Annotated in this window: 12 protein-coding genes; 6 read left to right on the top strand and 6 right to left on the bottom strand. The window is 43.4% G+C overall.

The window, feature by feature from the left end; all coding sequences use genetic code 11:
• Positions 1-352: 352 nt before the first annotated feature.
• Positions 353-916 (bottom strand): ADP compounds hydrolase NudE, encoded by a 564-nt coding sequence (nudE, locus tag BM100_RS08640; protein WP_092509947.1) that lies wholly within the window; start codon positions 914-916, stop codon positions 353-355.
• Positions 917-1,273: 357 nt separating this feature from the next.
• Between nudE and BM100_RS08635 the strand changes: the two genes are divergently transcribed.
• The 4 genes from BM100_RS08635 to pckA all read left to right on the top strand — a co-directional run bounded on the left by BM100_RS08635 (position 1,274) and on the right by pckA (position 6,689).
• Positions 1,274-3,379: an IgaA/UmoB family intracellular growth attenuator gene (locus BM100_RS08635; protein ID WP_092509945.1), complete on the top strand. Its 2,106-nt coding sequence runs from the start codon at positions 1,274-1,276 to the stop codon at positions 3,377-3,379.
• A gap of 88 nt (positions 3,380-3,467) precedes the next feature.
• Positions 3,468-3,887: a ribosome-associated heat shock protein Hsp15 gene (gene hslR / locus BM100_RS08630; protein WP_092509943.1), complete on the top strand. Its 420-nt coding sequence runs from the start codon at positions 3,468-3,470 to the stop codon at positions 3,885-3,887.
• A gap of 59 nt (positions 3,888-3,946) precedes the next feature.
• Entirely contained in the window at positions 3,947-4,819 is an 873-nt protein-coding gene (hslO, locus tag BM100_RS08625) for an Hsp33 family molecular chaperone HslO (protein WP_092509941.1), read from the top strand.
• Positions 4,820-5,069: 250 nt separating this feature from the next.
• A complete protein-coding gene (gene pckA / locus BM100_RS08620; protein WP_092509939.1) occupies positions 5,070-6,689 on the top strand; it encodes a phosphoenolpyruvate carboxykinase (ATP) in 1,620 nt (539 codons plus the stop codon).
• Positions 6,690-6,739: 50 nt separating this feature from the next.
• Here pckA and BM100_RS08615 read toward each other — a convergent pair whose 3' ends face one another.
• The 5 genes from BM100_RS08615 to BM100_RS08595 all read right to left on the bottom strand — a co-directional run bounded on the left by BM100_RS08615 (position 6,740) and on the right by BM100_RS08595 (position 13,563).
• Positions 6,740-7,447, bottom strand: a complete 708-nt coding sequence (locus BM100_RS08615) for a pirin family protein (RefSeq protein WP_092509937.1) — start codon at positions 7,445-7,447, stop codon at positions 6,740-6,742.
• Between the two features lie 332 nt (positions 7,448-7,779).
• On the bottom strand, positions 7,780-8,709 hold the full coding sequence (locus BM100_RS08610) for a GNAT family N-acetyltransferase (protein WP_092509935.1): 930 nt from the start codon (positions 8,707-8,709) through the stop codon (positions 7,780-7,782).
• Between the two features lie 11 nt (positions 8,710-8,720).
• A complete protein-coding gene (locus tag BM100_RS08605) occupies positions 8,721-9,965 on the bottom strand; it encodes a phenylacetate--CoA ligase family protein (RefSeq protein ID WP_092509933.1) in 1,245 nt (414 codons plus the stop codon).
• Positions 9,966-9,980: 15 nt separating this feature from the next.
• The gene (locus BM100_RS08600) at positions 9,981-12,431 is read right to left on the bottom strand and encodes an acyl-CoA reductase (RefSeq protein ID WP_092509931.1); all 2,451 of its coding nucleotides are present in this window, start codon (positions 12,429-12,431) and stop codon (positions 9,981-9,983) included.
• Position 12,432: 1 nt separating this feature from the next.
• Positions 12,433-13,563: a LuxE/PaaK family acyltransferase gene (locus BM100_RS08595; RefSeq protein WP_092509929.1), complete on the bottom strand. Its 1,131-nt coding sequence runs from the start codon at positions 13,561-13,563 to the stop codon at positions 12,433-12,435.
• 981 nt (positions 13,564-14,544) lie between these two features.
• Here BM100_RS08595 and BM100_RS08590 point away from each other — a divergent pair.
• On the top strand, positions 14,545-15,711 hold the full coding sequence (locus tag BM100_RS08590) for an MFS transporter (protein ID WP_092509927.1): 1,167 nt from the start codon (positions 14,545-14,547) through the stop codon (positions 15,709-15,711).
• A complete protein-coding gene (locus BM100_RS08585; RefSeq protein ID WP_139216942.1) occupies positions 15,680-16,465 on the top strand; it encodes a ferritin-like domain-containing protein in 786 nt (261 codons plus the stop codon). The genes BM100_RS08590 and BM100_RS08585 overlap by 32 nt, the downstream gene beginning before the upstream one ends.
• Positions 16,466-16,551 lie beyond the last annotated feature (86 nt).

The following is a 16,551-nucleotide window of genomic DNA, read 5'->3' as shown; positions in this document are numbered from 1 at the left end:
ACAGGGTTAGACTATGGTGATGTAATGATGGTTATCCAGCCTAAAATATATTCAGCTTCTAATCGTTTTTTAAAAAATGATTCTGTTTCAAGGTGGTTACGGAAGGAAGCACGAAATGCAGTGAATGTTTTTATAGAAATGGGAGAGATATTTTTGGGCAATGAATTAATATCAAAGATATTGTAAATATGAACATTTATTATTTTTTATCAACTATATTATTTTTTTTAACAAAAATGTCCTCTATTTTAAGTGGTTATTTTGTCGTGCTTAATACGTTTAAAACGGGCATAAAATAAATATTGATATTAAATAAACTACGTTCATACCCGTTTATTGCGAAAGGAAATAACTAACCTCTCCCATTATTTTTTGCTTGAAGATATCGCTGTGCCAAAAATAGGGCGCTGACATTTCTGGCCTCATTGAAATCGGAATGATCTAATAACGACATCATGTCAGAAATAGGCCAACGTATTTGTACCAATGGCTCAGGTTCATCACCTTCCAAACATTCTGGATAAAGATCCTGAGCAATCACGATATTCATTTTGCTGGAAAAATAAGAAGGAGCCATGGTTAATTTTGTCAACAGTTCGAATTTTCCTGCCCCGAAACCAATTTCTTCTTTTAGTTCACGGTTGGCTGCTTCAAAAACGCTTTCCCCAGCATCAATTGCACCTTTGGGAAAACCTAGCTCGTATTGTTCAATCCCAACGGCATATTCGCGAATAAGCACTAATTCCTCACCAATGACAGGAATGATTAATACTGCTTCACGATTTGAGGGTTTCATTCGTTCATAAACGCGTTTTACACCATTGCTGAATTCAAGATCAACAGATTGGATGTTGAACAAGCGTGAGCGGGCAATATCATTTACATTTAGTATTTTGGGTTTTTTAAAATCAATCATGCTTGCCCCTGAAGGTTGTTATGTGTTGGATAGTTAAAAATAATAATGAACTAAATTAGTTAAAATAACTTGTATCACTTAATGTGGGTGGTGAAATTCAGTGCAAATACAAATTTTGCTTTAATATGGCCGATTATGTTAGTAAATGATAGCGATTATCGCTTGAATGTATTTTTGTTGCTATCTTACCCTTGCAAGAAAACAGTATTTTATGGAAAGGTATGAGAAAATTTATACAACCTTTTGTTAATGAACATTAAAAATAAAAGGCAAGAATAGGAATAGCCTGATTCTGAGTGTTTCACGAGATTGTTATTCTGCTGATCTCTGTATTGCTGTCATGGGCGTGGGGAAAAAATGAGCTCTTTAGTCATTATATTGGCTATTTTTATCATTAGCCTGATTATAATGGCTTCCTTTCTGATTTTCAGATGGAGGCGACTTGATAACGCGCGTTATCTATCATCAATAGCTAAAACAAGTCGGCGTAAACTGAATACCGATGAACTTCAATCTATTGAACATTACCTGAGAAACGTAACTCAATTGGTTAAATTGGACAATAGACCCTTGTCAGGCTACCCGGTATTGCCTATCAAAAATGATAATGTTTATACCATTAATCATGCCATCACCCGCTTCTCTGCGGTCAAGGAAGAGTTACACCACTGGCGCTATTATATTGATGATACAGAAATACATTTTCCGGTGTGGCTTGAGCCGTTCATCAAGCAGAAAAACACCATAGAGATTATCCAGACTACACCTATGCCGATGGTCATCGCTGTCAATGGCCACTTTTTGAAAGACTATCAGCAAAATCTGTTTGCTGCGCGTGTCACGACAAAAACGGAACACGCTTCAATTCAAAAAAACGGTAATTCTAGCGCGAAATTACTGCATGTCCGCAAGGAAACTCCGGAAGAGTACAGGTTGCGTTATGCAACCGGCGGCAAGGAAGGCGTTTTGATGGGCATTGGCCTGTTGGTATGGTTTGTGGCTCTTTTCTTGCCCATTCAGATGTTGCCGTGGCTCATGTTGGTCTCGTTCTTGTTTATGCTGGCCGGTTTCTGGTCACATTTCCGTTTTCCTTCCAGTCGGAAACTATTAAATATTAATTGCTTCAACGGAATACCGAAACGTTGGGGGGTGTTCAGTGAATTTGCCCCAGAGAAAAGAAAAAACATCTCTCTCGGCGGCATTGATCTTGTTTATCCAACTCATTGGGAGTCGTACATTTCTTATGATCTGGATCAGAACACCGATATAGATATGTATGCCAACAACAATGTGACTCGGCAGGGGCGTTATCTTTCTTTGCATGAAGAAGAAAAGCACTATCCGTATCAGCGCTATAGAAAAAACCTAGTGCTGGTGATTTTCTCCGTGATTATCATGTTGCTGCTTTATTCCTACCAACCCGCAAGCCTCTCCATGAGACTCAGTTTGGCTTGGTTGTATGGCAGCAATACCAAAGTTATCAATAGTGTTGCTGAGCTGCAAAGCGTCAATTTAAAGGAAGGGGATGTATTGAAAGTCAAGGGTGTTGGCATGTGCTATGAGCCGCCTAACTTTCTGGCTGAGTACAAAGTCACATTGTTTGCGCCATTTGATTGCATCGGTATTTATTGGAATAAAGAGACGCCATTGCCGATGCTGGAGTCCGATATTGTTGAAAATGCATCAGCGCTGCTCACAACTGTCTATGAACAATTGCATTCGTCTAGGCGTAAAGGCAGGAGCAGTCCCAGCTTGAATCAAGCCATTGCAAAGTCCGGATTGGTTCCGGTTGATAATTATGCAAAAATCGTTTTGAAAGCGCACAAATTATGCCCGAAAGAAACGGATTGCCTCCGTTTGAAGAATGCGCTGGTTAACCTGGGAAGCGCCACGTCTTGGGGTCAGTTGCTGGCAGACAGTAAAGCGAGGGTAACGCAAGGCTATAAGGTGTTAATGCGGGCGGGCAGTGCGGATGCGCTGGAAAAGCTGGTTGATGCCACGACTGAAGAGTTTATTTATGGGGAAATCAATAAATTCGCATCGGCAATGAATAGCCCGTTGCCGGGGGGAGTGCTGCTGCGCAGTGATGAAAGCCGCCCATTGCTTGAATATCCGATGCGGATAAACAACATGTTTGAAAACACCCCCATGGATCGGTGGTTGGAGTTACAGCATATTTCCGAGCTGCTGATGCGAACCCCTTTTGAAACCGGCGGCATTGTGACGGAGCTGTTTGAAGATCCCAATGGGACACTCAATATCATGTTGCACCGCGAGCCGGATACAACCACTCTCATTCGTTATCTTGGCAGTTGCTTGCTGATGGCGATGTTACTGGTGGTATTCACCATTAATGCTATGTTGATAGTAATGAAAAGATACAAAAACAAGCGGCGCCTTGAATATATCACCCTATACTATGACAACTGTTTCGCCTCTTTTTCAACAACACCTATGGATTAGCGGGGAACAGGTATGCTGTGTTACTCTCAATCCGTTTTTTGTCTGCGCTGAATAACAATTTGAATTTAGGATCGAGGGAAAAATTACCATGCTGAATTCAGACACAACTCAGACTGTCCGCCTCGATAAATGGTTGTGGGCGGCGCGTTTTTACAAGACCCGTTCTATCGCTCGTGAAATGATTGAAGGGGGAAAAATCCATTATAATGGGCAACGGAGCAGGCCGAGCAAACTGGTTGAGTTGAATGCCAAGATCAAACTGCGTCAGGGAAATGAGGAAAAAACAGTGATAGTCTTGGCGTTGAGCGACCACAGGCGTGGTGCGACTGAAGCTCAACAGCTTTATCAGGAAACGGCAGAAAGTATTGCCAATAGGGAAAAAATGGCATTGGCCCGTAAAATGAATGCGCTTGCGATGCCACATCCTGACCGCCGCCCGGACAAAAAAGAACGGCGTGAACTAATTAAATTTAAGCACACAAAATTAAAAGAGTCGGAAAATACCTAATAGATTTCGAATCGAAATAAGAAGGGCATATAACCGCCTCAGTGAAATGAGAGAAATTTATGATCAAGCATGACCAATTACACCGTTTTTTGTTTGAAGGCCATTCTGTCAGAGGGGAACTTGTTTCCGTCAGTGAAACTTATCAGCAGATGCTGGAAAATCACAGCTTCCCTCAACCTGTACAGCAGCTATTGGGTGAATTGTTGGTCGCAACCAGCCTATTGACGGCTACATTGAAATTCAATGGTGATATTACGGTACAGATTCAGGGAGACGGGCCGGTTAAGCTGGCGGTGATTAACGGCAACAATCAGCAACAAATGCGTGGTACAGCCCGCATTGATGGTGATGTGAAGACCGAAAGCAGCCTGCGGGACATGATAGGCAACGGTTATATGGTCATTACCATTACGCCAACAGAAGGTGAGCGTTATCAAGGTGTCGTGGCACTGGAAGGTGAAACGCTGGAAGAGTGCCTGGGTGCCTATTTCAAACAGTCTGAACAGCTGCCTACCCGTCTGTTTATCCGTACTGGCATGCTGGATGGAAAAGTGGCTGCCGGAGGCATGTTATTGCAGGTGTTACCGAATGAGCATGACGGTAATGAAGAACTGCTGGACCATCTGGTACAACTTACTGCAACCATTAAGGGTGAAGAATTGTTTACGCTGGATGTGGAAGAAATCCTGCATCGTCTTTATCATGAAGAAGACGTCACTCTCTATGAACCTCAGCAGGTAGCATTCCGTTGTACCTGTTCCAGACAGCGTTGCATTGATACTCTCATGACGTTGCCGGAAGCTGATTTACAAGAGATTTTGCATAGTGATGGCAAGATTGACATGGGATGTGAGTTCTGCGGCAAGCATTACGTTTTTGATGAAAATGACGTCAGTGAAATAAAAGCGACGAAAACAGCACAGTTGCACTAATTTTATGTAATTGCAGATTTTGGTGGTTGCACCTTTTTCCTGTGACTACCATCTGCATGACTATTTTTAGGGCGTAATTAACGCCCTTTTTACTATGAATCATCCTTCCATTTCGTGCCCTGTGTCTCATATAAGTCCAAAAAAAATAATGTAATTCCATTTTTTTGATAGCAATCGCTGTTAATTAGTCATAATTATTTATTATCCCGCGCAGAGACAGATATAAGATATAACTGACCAGGAGCAACAAATGAGCGTTACAGGTATTACTGAGCAGGAACTTGCGGTTTATGGTATTCGTGATGCGGGTGGAATCGTTTATAACCCAAGTTATGAATTGTTATTCTCTGAAGAAACTCAATCCTCTCTTCAAGGGTATGAGCGTGGTACATTAACTGGCCTTGGCGCTGTTGCAGTAGATACTGGTATTTTCACGGGGCGTTCTCCAAAAGATAAATACATTGTCCGCGATGACGTTACTCGCGATACCGTATGGTGGGCAGATCAGGGAAAAGGCAAGAACGATAACAAACCGCTCAGTCAGGAAACTTGGTCTCATCTTAAGGGATTAGTCACTCAACAGCTTTCAGGCAAACGTTTGTTTATCGTGGATGCATTCTGCGGAGCCAATGCGGATACCCGTTTGAAAGTGCGTTTTATCACAGAAGTGGCGTGGCAGGCGCATTTTGTGAAAAACATGTTTATCCGTCCATCAGATGAAGAATTGGTTGGTTTCACACCGGATTTCATTGTGATGAACGGTGCGAAATGTACAAACCCACAATGGAAAGAGCAGGGGCTGAATTCCGAAAACTTTGTTGCTTTTAACCTGACAGAACGGATGCAGCTAATTGGCGGTACTTGGTACGGCGGTGAAATGAAAAAAGGGATGTTCTCAATCATGAACTACCTGCTGCCGCTGAAAGGCATTGCCTCCATGCACTGTTCCGCCAACGTGGGCGAGAAAGGGGATGTCGCTGTCTTCTTCGGCCTTTCTGGTACGGGTAAAACCACACTTTCCACCGATCCTAAGCGTAAGCTGATTGGTGATGACGAACATGGCTGGGATGATGACGGCGTGTTTAACTTCGAAGGTGGTTGCTACGCGAAGACCATTAATTTGTCGAAAGAAGCTGAACCCGATATTTATGACGCCATTCGCCGTGATGCGTTGCTGGAAAATGTTACCGTACTGGCAGATGGCACTGTTGATTTCAATGATGGCTCCAAAACAGAAAACACCCGCGTTTCTTATCCTATCTACCACATTGAAAACATCGTTAAGCCAATCTCCAAAGCCGGGCATGCCACTAAAGTGATCTTCCTGACAGCAGATGCTTTCGGCGTATTGCCTCCGGTATCCAGACTGACGCCAGAGCAAACGCAGTATCATTTCCTGTCTGGCTTTACGGCAAAATTGGCGGGAACTGAGCGTGGTGTAACAGAACCCACCCCGACTTTCTCCGCGTGCTTCGGCGCGGCATTCTTGTCACTGCACCCGACACAATATGCGGAAGTTCTGGTTAAGCGCATGCAGGCATCCGGTGCGAAAGCGTATCTGGTCAATACTGGTTGGAATGGGACGGGTAAACGTATCTCCATCAAAGATACCCGTGCGATTATCGATGCTATCCTCAATGGCGACATTGAAGATACTGATACCATCCAACTGCCGATTTTTGATTTGGCGGTTCCGACCACTTTGCCGGGTGTTGATACAGGGATCTTAGATCCTCGCAACACCTATGCGGATAAAGCGGAATGGGATAGCAAAGCAAAAGATTTGGCACAACGCTTTACCGATAATTTCGATAAATATACGGATACTGCTGCTGGAGCAGCATTGGTGAAAGCCGGCCCTAAACTGTAATACCGCTTTGAATAAAAAAACCTGTCTAATCAGACAGGTTTTTTTTGAAATCACGAATTCTTTTTATGGGATGGCAGGTCGAAAATTAAAATCTCACTTTCTTGGTTTGCGCTTATTTGAAGGTGGGATTCATCCCAAATGGCAATACCGTCACTGGTGGTGGCGAGGGTTCCATTAATCATGATTTCGCCTTTCACAACCTGAACCCAGATATTGCGTGATTTTTCGATAATGTATTCACTGTGCTCGTCACGCATTAATGCCCAGCGCCACAACGTCATATCCTGAAAAACTTTCAGCGAACCGGCACGTGCATCGGGGGAAAGGATTAATTGGCGGCTTTCAAGCGTATCAAAGCGGCGTTGTTCATAACGTGGAGTCAGGCCGGTTTTTTCTGGCATGATCCAAATTTGGTAAAGGTGCAATGAGCTATCATGATGCGGGTTATATTCGGAATGACGAATGCCGGTACCGGCACTCATGATTTGGAATTCTCCTGCGGAGATTTGCCCTTTATTTCCCATGCTGTCTTGATGCTCTACGGTTCCGGATAACACATAGGTCAATATCTCCATATCCTTGTGAGGATGCATGCCGAATCCCTGCGCCGCATCAATGACATCTTCATTGATAACTCTGAGCACAGAAAAGCCCATGAAATTTGCATCATAATAGTTGGCAAATGAAAATGTGTGCCAACTGTCCAGCCAACCGTGGTTGGCATGACCCCGCTCTATGGCCCGACGTAAGAAGATCATTTCAAAATTCCTCAATGTTTTTTTGTAGTTTAGCTAATGAAGTGAAATATAAAAGATTGTAAATTTAACCTTGGAGTTCAAAACATTTGAATAAGAAAAAAGCAGCGGGATAAGAAAAAAAATAGGAATAAGAAATAAGCTGATAGCAGGCAAAAAAAAAGCCAGCATCAAGCTGGCCTATAAAATAAACACTGGAAGCAATGTGAGCAATGTCGTACTTTCACATGAACCCTGAAGGTGGTGCACTGAAAGTGTGAGTAATGATAATGGTTCTCAATATCATTTGTAAAGTGTTTTTTTAATCAATTTTAGATGTTTTTTTAGGAAGCTGATTAATTAACCCCCAATTCCATCTGATAAAGATATTGTGTGCCTGTATCGTGAAATTCATAGGGAGCCAATTGATAGCCCCTTAGCCACAACAAAAACCAACCATCATTGCTGTCCGGGCATAGCCCTGCAAATCGGAACCCACCTTGTTTGAGTGGTGAACACCATTCAAGGGAGGCTTCACACGCAGGCAGCTTCAAGTAAATTAACTGTCCGGTTGGAAAATCAATGACCTCTGATAAAAAATCCGCAGAGATATCGTACAGAGTGATATCCAGGCGGCGTCCGGTTTTCTTGATGATAAACGGCGCAGAGGCAGAAGAACGACGACATATCTGCTGCTCATTTGGTGCTGACTCACCAACATGCTGGCTTATTTGACCAATCCAGTTTTGCCAAGACTGTGGCCAGTTCAGTTTAGGCAACGGCAACGACTTAAGCGGCAAAATCCCTTGCACGATACTTTCTGGTTCCGGCAGCCCGAATGGGGAATCAACATAATCCAGCATCAGGGCGGTAGAATAAAAACCTAAATTTCGCGCGATATACTGACTTTTCGGATGCGAACAAACCTGTTTTATCGTCAATAAGTTATAGTTCTGCTCTTTGGCATAATGACACAGATGACCACCCAAGGACTTAGCCACACCGTAGCCCTGAAAATTAGGATCTACGGCGATAAGCGCCAACTCCGCGTAATGTTGTTGCACCGTATCTTTAACCAATGAAGCATGACCAATGAGCCGCCCTTGATGGAATGCCAAAGCCGAATACCATTGCCCCGTGACTTGATAACCATCAATCAGTCTTGGCAGATAGATGTCAGGATAGACATATGAATCCCCATAGACTTCACGGAACAACTGGCTGATCCTTTTGTCATCACCAGACTGGTAGCTTCGAATCTGAATAGCTGAAGAAGAGATTGTCATCGATTTCAACCTTAATTATAGCTACGCAGATCCACAACCCGTTGCAATTTGCCTGAACGTGGATGCGTATACATACCATCAATGTTGGTTTGGAAGATTTCCAACATATTTTGAACTATGCATTCCTTGCCCAGATTAGGAAAAGCAGTCAGTACGGTATGGCGTATTTTATCGAGATCGACCGTTTGCTGGCTTGCCACTAACAACCTGATTTTGTCTTTCCCAGCCTGTTGCGATAACTCTAATTGCCAAGCCAGAAGCTCCGAGTGCTGCGAAAGTTGGCTTGCCAAGTCGTCAGGGAATAATGAAAGTGTACCAACCCGGATACGGTAGCCCAGATTAGCGCGCCCTTGCAGGGCGAATTTACGGCCAGCCTGTTCTGATTCACTCCAGCACGCCAGATCGCCTGTGGGGTAGCGAATTATTGGCATGAGCTGGCGTTGCAGGTTGGTGACAACCAACAAACCTTTGCGCCCCGGTGTCGTGATTGGCTCGTGGGTGACTTCATCCAAGATTTCAATAATCGTGTCATCATCAAATACCCGGTGTTCGCCCTGACTGCATTCGGTATCTGCGAAGCCTATCAAGCCGGCATCCACACTGGCACAGCCGATCGAACCTAACCGGGCATTAGGAAACACTTGCTGTATGATGGCGGACTGGGAATCAAACAGACTTTCCCCACCGTAAAGGATGGTCTCCACCATGGGCAACGTTTGTCCGATATCTTTCAGATAATGGGCAAAACGGATTAATTGCACTGGCACACCCGCCAATACGTTGATGTTGTGGAGCCGAATATTCTTGACCAGCAACTCGTCTTCCACTTTGCAGGTAAAAGGAAATTCCAGAATCGGAAAAGGAACATTCGACAGTGCGCCATGAATGAAGATAAAACTGGTGTAAAGGTCGCCGGCAAAAAATAGATTCGCTACCCGATCACCCTGTTTTAATTGATGGGCAATACCTTGGCCAAAGCTGCCAATAAACGCTTTCCACTCTTGCTGGCTGAAAACAGATAGTCGCCCGTCGCTGGTGGAACCGCCTGTTTTATAGACATGACCGCCTTCCAATGGTGCAGTCAAAACCGGCCATGTTTGCAACTCGCTGGAATGTGCCCAGTAATTACTGGGCTCAACGAGGGGTAAATCTTCCAACGTCCAATTCTGCGGAATGGATTTGTAGAGATCTTTATAATAGGCAGAATGCTCGCGCGCATGATGGAACAAATCAATTAATGTCGTTCTGGTCATCATCTTAATTTCACTCAATTAATATTTACGCAAATCAATGAACAAAGGGGTTTTTCCGCTGTGTGAATTACGACGGAAATCAGTGGCTGAAGTAGAAATAACATCCAGGCTCAGTAAGCGGCCTTCGACAACTTCGGCGAGCTTGTCATCCTGCAATAAACGCTGGCGCACAGCGTCCGGATCGGCGTGATCAACCAACAATTGAACGGAATCGACGCCGTGATCGTCATGATCGATGATCCACTGTACCGGTAACGCAAGCAGTTCAGAAAAATCGGCCAGATTGACAAAAATGCTGCCTATCCGTAACAAGGATCCATGACGTCCCATAAGGCGGAAGCGGGGCGCAGACAGGCCACAAGAACAAGGTTCATCTATCCAATGGCCGAGATCGCCCAAATCGTAGCGCTGAACAGGCTGGGCTTCGCGATGTAAAGACGTAAAGATCAGGCGGCCTGTTTCACCTTCAGCTACGGTTTGATTGTTTTCGACATTGAGAATTTCCAGCCATTGGGTATCGGCCATTAAATGGAAAACACCATCCTCGCTGGCAGCACATGCATGGCCTACTGGGCCTGCATCCACTGAACCGTAGATCGTTGAGCGAATCAAAGTGATGCCAAAGCTGGTCAGGAAAGCCCGCTGGTTCATATTCAGGTGTTCACCACCCAAGAACAGTTTACGGATGCCGCCGTACTCACGCAGTTTGGCTTCTTCATTCAGGAATAAGCGATGCAGTGTACTTGGCATGCCCACCAATGTATTAATGCGCTGGTTGACGATGATATCGGCAATTTCACTGAAATCGTTGTCGGCTGGCCCGCCCATTGGATATTGAGCAACATTCAATTTATCCAGGATGGTGAAAAAGCTCATCATTCCGCCATACAGTTTTCCGCCATACAGCAGGTTCATGACTCGATCCGTTGAGGGTTCAAGCCCTGATGAGAACACCCCATCGGCCGCAGCCTGCATTTGTCTGTGGTAATCCTGATAGCTATAGGCCGCGAGTTTAGGCGTGCCACTACTGCCACCACTGCGGAAAAACAGGCGGGATTTTTCATTCGGCACCAAGGCCTGAAAATCCGTCTTATTCAATACAGGAAGATTTTCCAATCCCTGTGGCCGTGCTGGGGGAACATCAAGGTGAGCACAACCCGCCATTAAGCCGGGCGCAAGGCTGACAGATACTCGTTTGGTCAGACGTGCCAGAGCATAAACACCATCATGCGGCTCACCGCTGTAACCGCCATGCATTTGGCCCGCAGGAGTAATGCGGCTGACACCCGCCGCGAACAGGGCATGGCTCATTTCGACGATATCGTCTTGATGGGTCATCAAGGCACAGCTTTGCAGGTGGTTGCGCCAAGGTTGTAAAATCGTGCACAAATGCTGGCGGGGTGCCGGGCGTACTTGCAACGTGCGGAAAAGCGGGGAAGCCGCCAGTTCTTCTTCATGTCGCCATATTACCCGCCATCCATCAGCCCGCCAGACTTCACCCTGTACCTGCGTAAAAGCAAAATCGAGTTTCTGGAACGCGGTTTGGGTCGTAATTTCTGCGGCTTCCTGAACATCAGGTTTGAGTGCCGGATGCGATCCAGCGCGGCGTTGCAGTGCTGCGGCCATGCGTTGCCCGATATGCTGCAAAACTTCCGGATCTTCACTATCGACCAGCAGACATTGTGGGCTGGAGCAGGCTTGTTGATCATAAAGGCAGACATCATCAGCCAGAGCATCCAACTGGGCATCATCGACAGTGTTGGGATTTAACCAGCCAAAACTGATGCGATGTCCCCAATCTATCCAGCGACAACCGGATGGCAATTGTGCGCGGATAGATTCCAAGGCGGCATTGCTGCCCCAAGCGGAAACGGCATCGGCCTGGCTCATCAATTCGGCCAGTTGTGTGACAGGCAAGGGTAATACCGCTACCCGATCAGCTAAATTGCCGGAAATATCGTGCGCCAAAAATGCGTCCAGAAGTTGCGTGCTAAATCCATTATCGCTGCTGCTGGGGCGCAACCAGTTGATATTCCCGACCAACAGACTTTCTATCACTGCCATAAAGGGCAGCAACTCCGCGTTGGAAGGGGTAATGTGGACGACCAACCCCAGCGGTTTCCATGTTTCATACCGATTTTGGTCATAATCGAACCGACGCAGGGAAAAGGCATTTTGCCCCAGCTCCCGCTCCAGTTTAGCTTCCAGCGCTTCACGTTGGCAGAAAGCGCTGAGGGCTTCGCGGGCTTTTGCATCCAACAAAGGATGAGAGTCCAGATTGGACAAATAGTCAGCAAAACCCTGTGCACAATCCAGCACCTGCTCGGCAGTGTGGGGATGAGCCAATAGCTCCGGCAGTTGCTCACGTAATTTTGCAATTTTTTGTTCTACAGGCAGTTGTTCTACTGACTGTGCTGGAGCAACCGTATTATTTTTCTTTGTTACGGAAACAGTATTTGTGGAAGACATATCAAGATCTCTTAATCAATTCTGAAGCGGCAATCGCACAACTACGACCTTTGCTGGTGCCAGCACGGCCAAGCAACTCAAACCAATCCGTATTCAGTTCACAACCACAGCTTTCAGCGGGATGCAGAACGGCCAGATCGCTCGTGACAATGCTGTGAGCCGGGCAGGAAGTGATAAAAGGCGATGTAAAATGCAAAAAGCCCGGTTCCCCATAAGGCTGGCGCGATAAATCGGCGGTGTGGCGTGCATAAGCCCGTGCATAAACAGGCACGTGAAAATTATGGTGAGAGCACTCAACATAAGGTACGGGGTGCTCTACTGAGCCGTAACCATCGCGGCAGCGAATATCAGGAATACCCAATTGCTCTGTCAGGCGTTGATACAGTTCTTTTTTGGGAATGGATTTATCGGCGTGTGTCTTCCAGCCTCCGCCGAGAAATACCAGTGATTCCGGATGCAACTTCAGAGCAGGCAGCCCCATTTGTTCCATTCTTTGCAGGGTAAACCACAAAAAGGCCGGAAAGCCGAAAATACGTACAGGCAATCCTTCCTGCGCAAATTGCTGGAGAGCGGTAATAGTCCCGAAAGGATCAAATTCATTGCCTTGCCCGTTATGGCGCAAAGCATAATAAGCCCGATTGACCGGCGCATATTTGCAGAGAAACTGATCGGTATAGGCCGTCCCCAGAGTGACAGCGCCGGCAGGTTCATAACTAAGCAGCAAATAATTGCACGGTTGATCAGGTGTATTCCAGCCATAATAGTCGAAAATACAATCCACCATATACTGGGCTGCGGTAATACTTTCAGCGTCGTAGCGCATGCGGCTTTTCTGGCCGGTTGTTCCGGAAGAGGTCAATTCCAGAGCATCTTTCGCGCTGTCACTGAGGATCAGGTTACGTTTGAAGTAATTAGCAAATAAAAGCGGCAAACTTGACCAATCATCCACTTCCATTATTGTTTGCTTATTCAACCCATGCTCCATCAGCCACTGCTCATAACCAGGGGTATGTTCGCAGTGGTATAGCGTCAGTTCACGCATGGCGGCATCAAATAATGCATCATATTCGGCACAAGCACGATAAGGATGTGCGATAGAACACAGTGCTTTGACGTGAGGTAAATTTTGCATATTAATACTCATTATTAAGTAACAACTATGTTAAATTCTTATTTAAAATAAATTTAATTAGTTTTTTTGTGCGTATATGGGTGTAATAAGTTTTAACAAGATTTATTTATTATTATGGCTAATAAACAAAGTACTTATTTACACTTAATTTTTGAGCATTGTTGGAGGATGATGTTGGTGTTACTGACAATAAATAAGGCTGTAATTTAATATATTTGCCGTATTTCGATATTTGGTATCGAGTTTTACTATTTTTGTAGTCAATGTCAGTTTGGTATTTGCGGGGCGCATTATTCCAAACCGCATGGTAACAATCAAATTGTTTTTCTAATGTTTTGTGCAGAATAAGGAGATTGTGGCTATCATTATTTAATAGGCATATTTCATTATTTATTATATTAAATGACGAATGTTTTAAGGATTTCGTTTTATTTTTACGGAAGAAATTAGCGTTAAATTAATAACCTTATGTTAATATCACTAAAGAAAATTTATTATGGTATTTTTTATTCTCTCGCATTAATTGAGTTATAAATATAAGGCTTGGCTATTAGATGATGGAGGTTATTATTTATGCATATTAAGAGTTATAAACTATATGAAATGAAAAAATAATTAATATCTATCACTATCAGGCTAAATAGTGAAAGTAATATAGTTAAGATCTAAAAAAGCCAAGGATAAATCGTATTTTTGGCATGCATTTTTTCATGAAAAAATACGGGAATAATTTTATTTATGGAAAAATCGAATAAACCAAAACCTAAGTCACGTATTAGAAATATTTAATGGCTAATCTATTTACATTAAATTTTGGTGATATTATGTTTAAATTCCCTTCAGGGGGAAATAATTAAAAATCAACATTCAAATAGGAGAATTTCATGGACTATCAGCCACTGGTGTAATTTAAGTAAATTAACAGGCATAAGTTAATTAAGCAGCTTATGCCTGTTTGCTTGGGTGATTTGGGAAACTATTATGTTGAAATATATTGGTATAGCAGCTAATGAATTTGATACCTATCTTGATTATGCTTTATTGAGTATCGTTGCTATATATATGTATCATGCAACCCCATTAGAAATGGGATGGCTTGGCGCTTGTTTTGCCTTGCCATTTTTATTCTCCAGCCATTTTTTTGGTAAATTATTCGATAAAGGGAAAATTCACCAATGGAGAACCATTCTTTTCACAATAAATACCCTAGCAACCCCATTGTTGATTTTTACCGGAAATATTTATGGCTTGTTTGCAATAGCTTTTGTAAAAACGTGGTCAAGATGTGGTTTGAGTATTTCAAACATCAAACTCAATAAAAATGATGATGAGTCCAAAAGATTTTTTGAAATTTATGGTTATTTAATTAATATCAGCAGGGTATTAGTTCCCTTGATAGTGGTCTATCTCTATAACTTAATCGGGATTTGGACGGTTATTGTTTTTTCATCTGCCCTGAATTTTCTCAGTGTCCTAACCTCACAGATAAGCCTTAAATTACAGGATGGTATGCACGCTCAAGGCATTGATGCTGCCGGGCAAGCGGCAACCCAGTACTCATTTTTTAATGAAATGAAGGCGAGCAAAGATCTCTTTTATTTGGTAGCAGGATACACGATTGCTAATTTTGCCTTTTTTCTGAGTAATGACATGTTAGGGTTGTTTTTTAAAACTGTCGGTGAGAGCGAAAACAGTATCGGTATCATTATATCATTACTTGGCGTGGGCGGAATTATTGGCACAAAGCTGGCGTCCTTATTAAATAAAACGTTGCGTCCAGTCATGATATTAATGGCGTCAATGCTTATTAATTCAATCGCATTTTTTATATTCGGATTTCTGAATTCTGAATTTATATCTGTTTATGTGTTCTACTTCGGAATTATCCTGATAGGAATATCATCCGGCGTTACTTTTTTTGCCATAAGGCTTGGTGTTCGGGAAATTGTTGGATATCAAAATGTGGGAAAAGCAACGGGGATGATTCAGGTATTATCTTCAGTGGTTGCTATATCGATGCCAATTATCGGAGGGTATATTGCCAGCATGTACTCTCTGGATGTGACCTTTAAACTGACTAGTATTATTTTGTTTGTTCTATTGATGACATTTTTCTATGTATTTTATTTCTCTAAACAAAGGCGTTAATTTTATGCAAAACCCACCGAAAATGAGTGAAATAAATTTCTTAGATGATAAACATTATGGTCTTTATTTAAAAGGTAAATCAAAACAGACTTGGGATGTTGATTTGGATTGGAGTCGGGCCACCAATGATGATTTTCCAGATGAATATAAAAAAGACGCCATCATCGTGGCAAGCCTTTCGGCGCATGTAGAACTTATCGGCATGGAAAATGCGGCAGAGCTTATGCTGCAATCAACGGATTTTTCCTTAAAGATTGGGCTTGCACAAGCGGTCAATGATGAAGCAAGACATGCCGAATTATTTGCCCGGTATGCCATTATGGCGAATGGTAAAATCCTGGATTTATCCAGCACCCGCGAGCTTTACTTAGACCATTTTCAAAAGCTCAATACGTTTGATGAACTATTCCTCAGTCATGTGTTTTTAGAAAATGGTGCCCTTGAGCAATTTAACCTTTTCATTCATGCCTTCGGAGAAGGTAGCCTTATCGGTCAAATCTATAAGGGAGCCATGCATGATGAAGCCCGACATGTTCAGATGGGGATAAACTATTTTCGGCAATTGATCGCATCTGATCCGCTGAAATATGAACTGGTTGAAAATCATCTTAATACTTTCAAAAAAATATTACAGGTTAATCCTGAGGGGATCGCTTGGTTGTCTAAAATAAGCCGTATTCCCGCAAATGATATTGAGCGGCGCGTTCATGCAAGGCACGATAATTTCATCAATAAAATCACTGAGGAAAAATAAATTTTTGAGTATGTTAAAGCTATGCTTTGGTTAATAACTGAGCAATAAGGCGATGTGATTTATATTCTTCATCAGGTTCCGTGAAT

Origin of the sequence: Xenorhabdus mauleonii, assembly GCF_900113945.1 — a bacterium.
GTDB classification, from domain to species: Bacteria; Pseudomonadota; Gammaproteobacteria; order Enterobacterales; family Enterobacteriaceae; genus Xenorhabdus; species Xenorhabdus mauleonii.
Note: the sequence above shows the minus strand (reverse complement) of the source record. Positions and strands in the feature narration are given on the sequence as shown.

Coding starts and splice junctions, on each gene's coding strand:
- BM100_RS08605 (WP_092509933.1), bottom strand. CDS start 9,965: ATGATGACCAGAACGACATTAATTGATTTGTTCCATCATGCGCGCGAG.
- hslO (WP_092509941.1), top strand. CDS start 3,947: ATGATCAAGCATGACCAATTACACCGTTTTTTGTTTGAAGGCCATTCT.
- hslR (WP_092509943.1), top strand. CDS start 3,468: ATGCTGAATTCAGACACAACTCAGACTGTCCGCCTCGATAAATGGTTG.
- nudE (WP_092509947.1), bottom strand. CDS start 916: ATGATTGATTTTAAAAAACCCAAAATACTAAATGTAAATGATATTGCC.
- BM100_RS08585 (WP_139216942.1), top strand. CDS start 15,680: ATGTATTTTATTTCTCTAAACAAAGGCGTTAATTTTATGCAAAACCCA.
- pckA (WP_092509939.1), top strand. CDS start 5,070: ATGAGCGTTACAGGTATTACTGAGCAGGAACTTGCGGTTTATGGTATT.
- BM100_RS08595 (WP_092509929.1), bottom strand. CDS start 13,563: ATGCAAAATTTACCTCACGTCAAAGCACTGTGTTCTATCGCACATCCT.
- BM100_RS08600 (WP_092509931.1), bottom strand. CDS start 12,431: ATGTCTTCCACAAATACTGTTTCCGTAACAAAGAAAAATAATACGGTT.
- BM100_RS08590 (WP_092509927.1), top strand. CDS start 14,545: ATGTTGAAATATATTGGTATAGCAGCTAATGAATTTGATACCTATCTT.
- BM100_RS08635 (WP_092509945.1), top strand. CDS start 1,274: ATGAGCTCTTTAGTCATTATATTGGCTATTTTTATCATTAGCCTGATT.
- BM100_RS08615 (WP_092509937.1), bottom strand. CDS start 7,447: ATGATCTTCTTACGTCGGGCCATAGAGCGGGGTCATGCCAACCACGGT.
- BM100_RS08610 (WP_092509935.1), bottom strand. CDS start 8,709: ATGACAATCTCTTCTTCAGCTATTCAGATTCGAAGCTACCAGTCTGGT.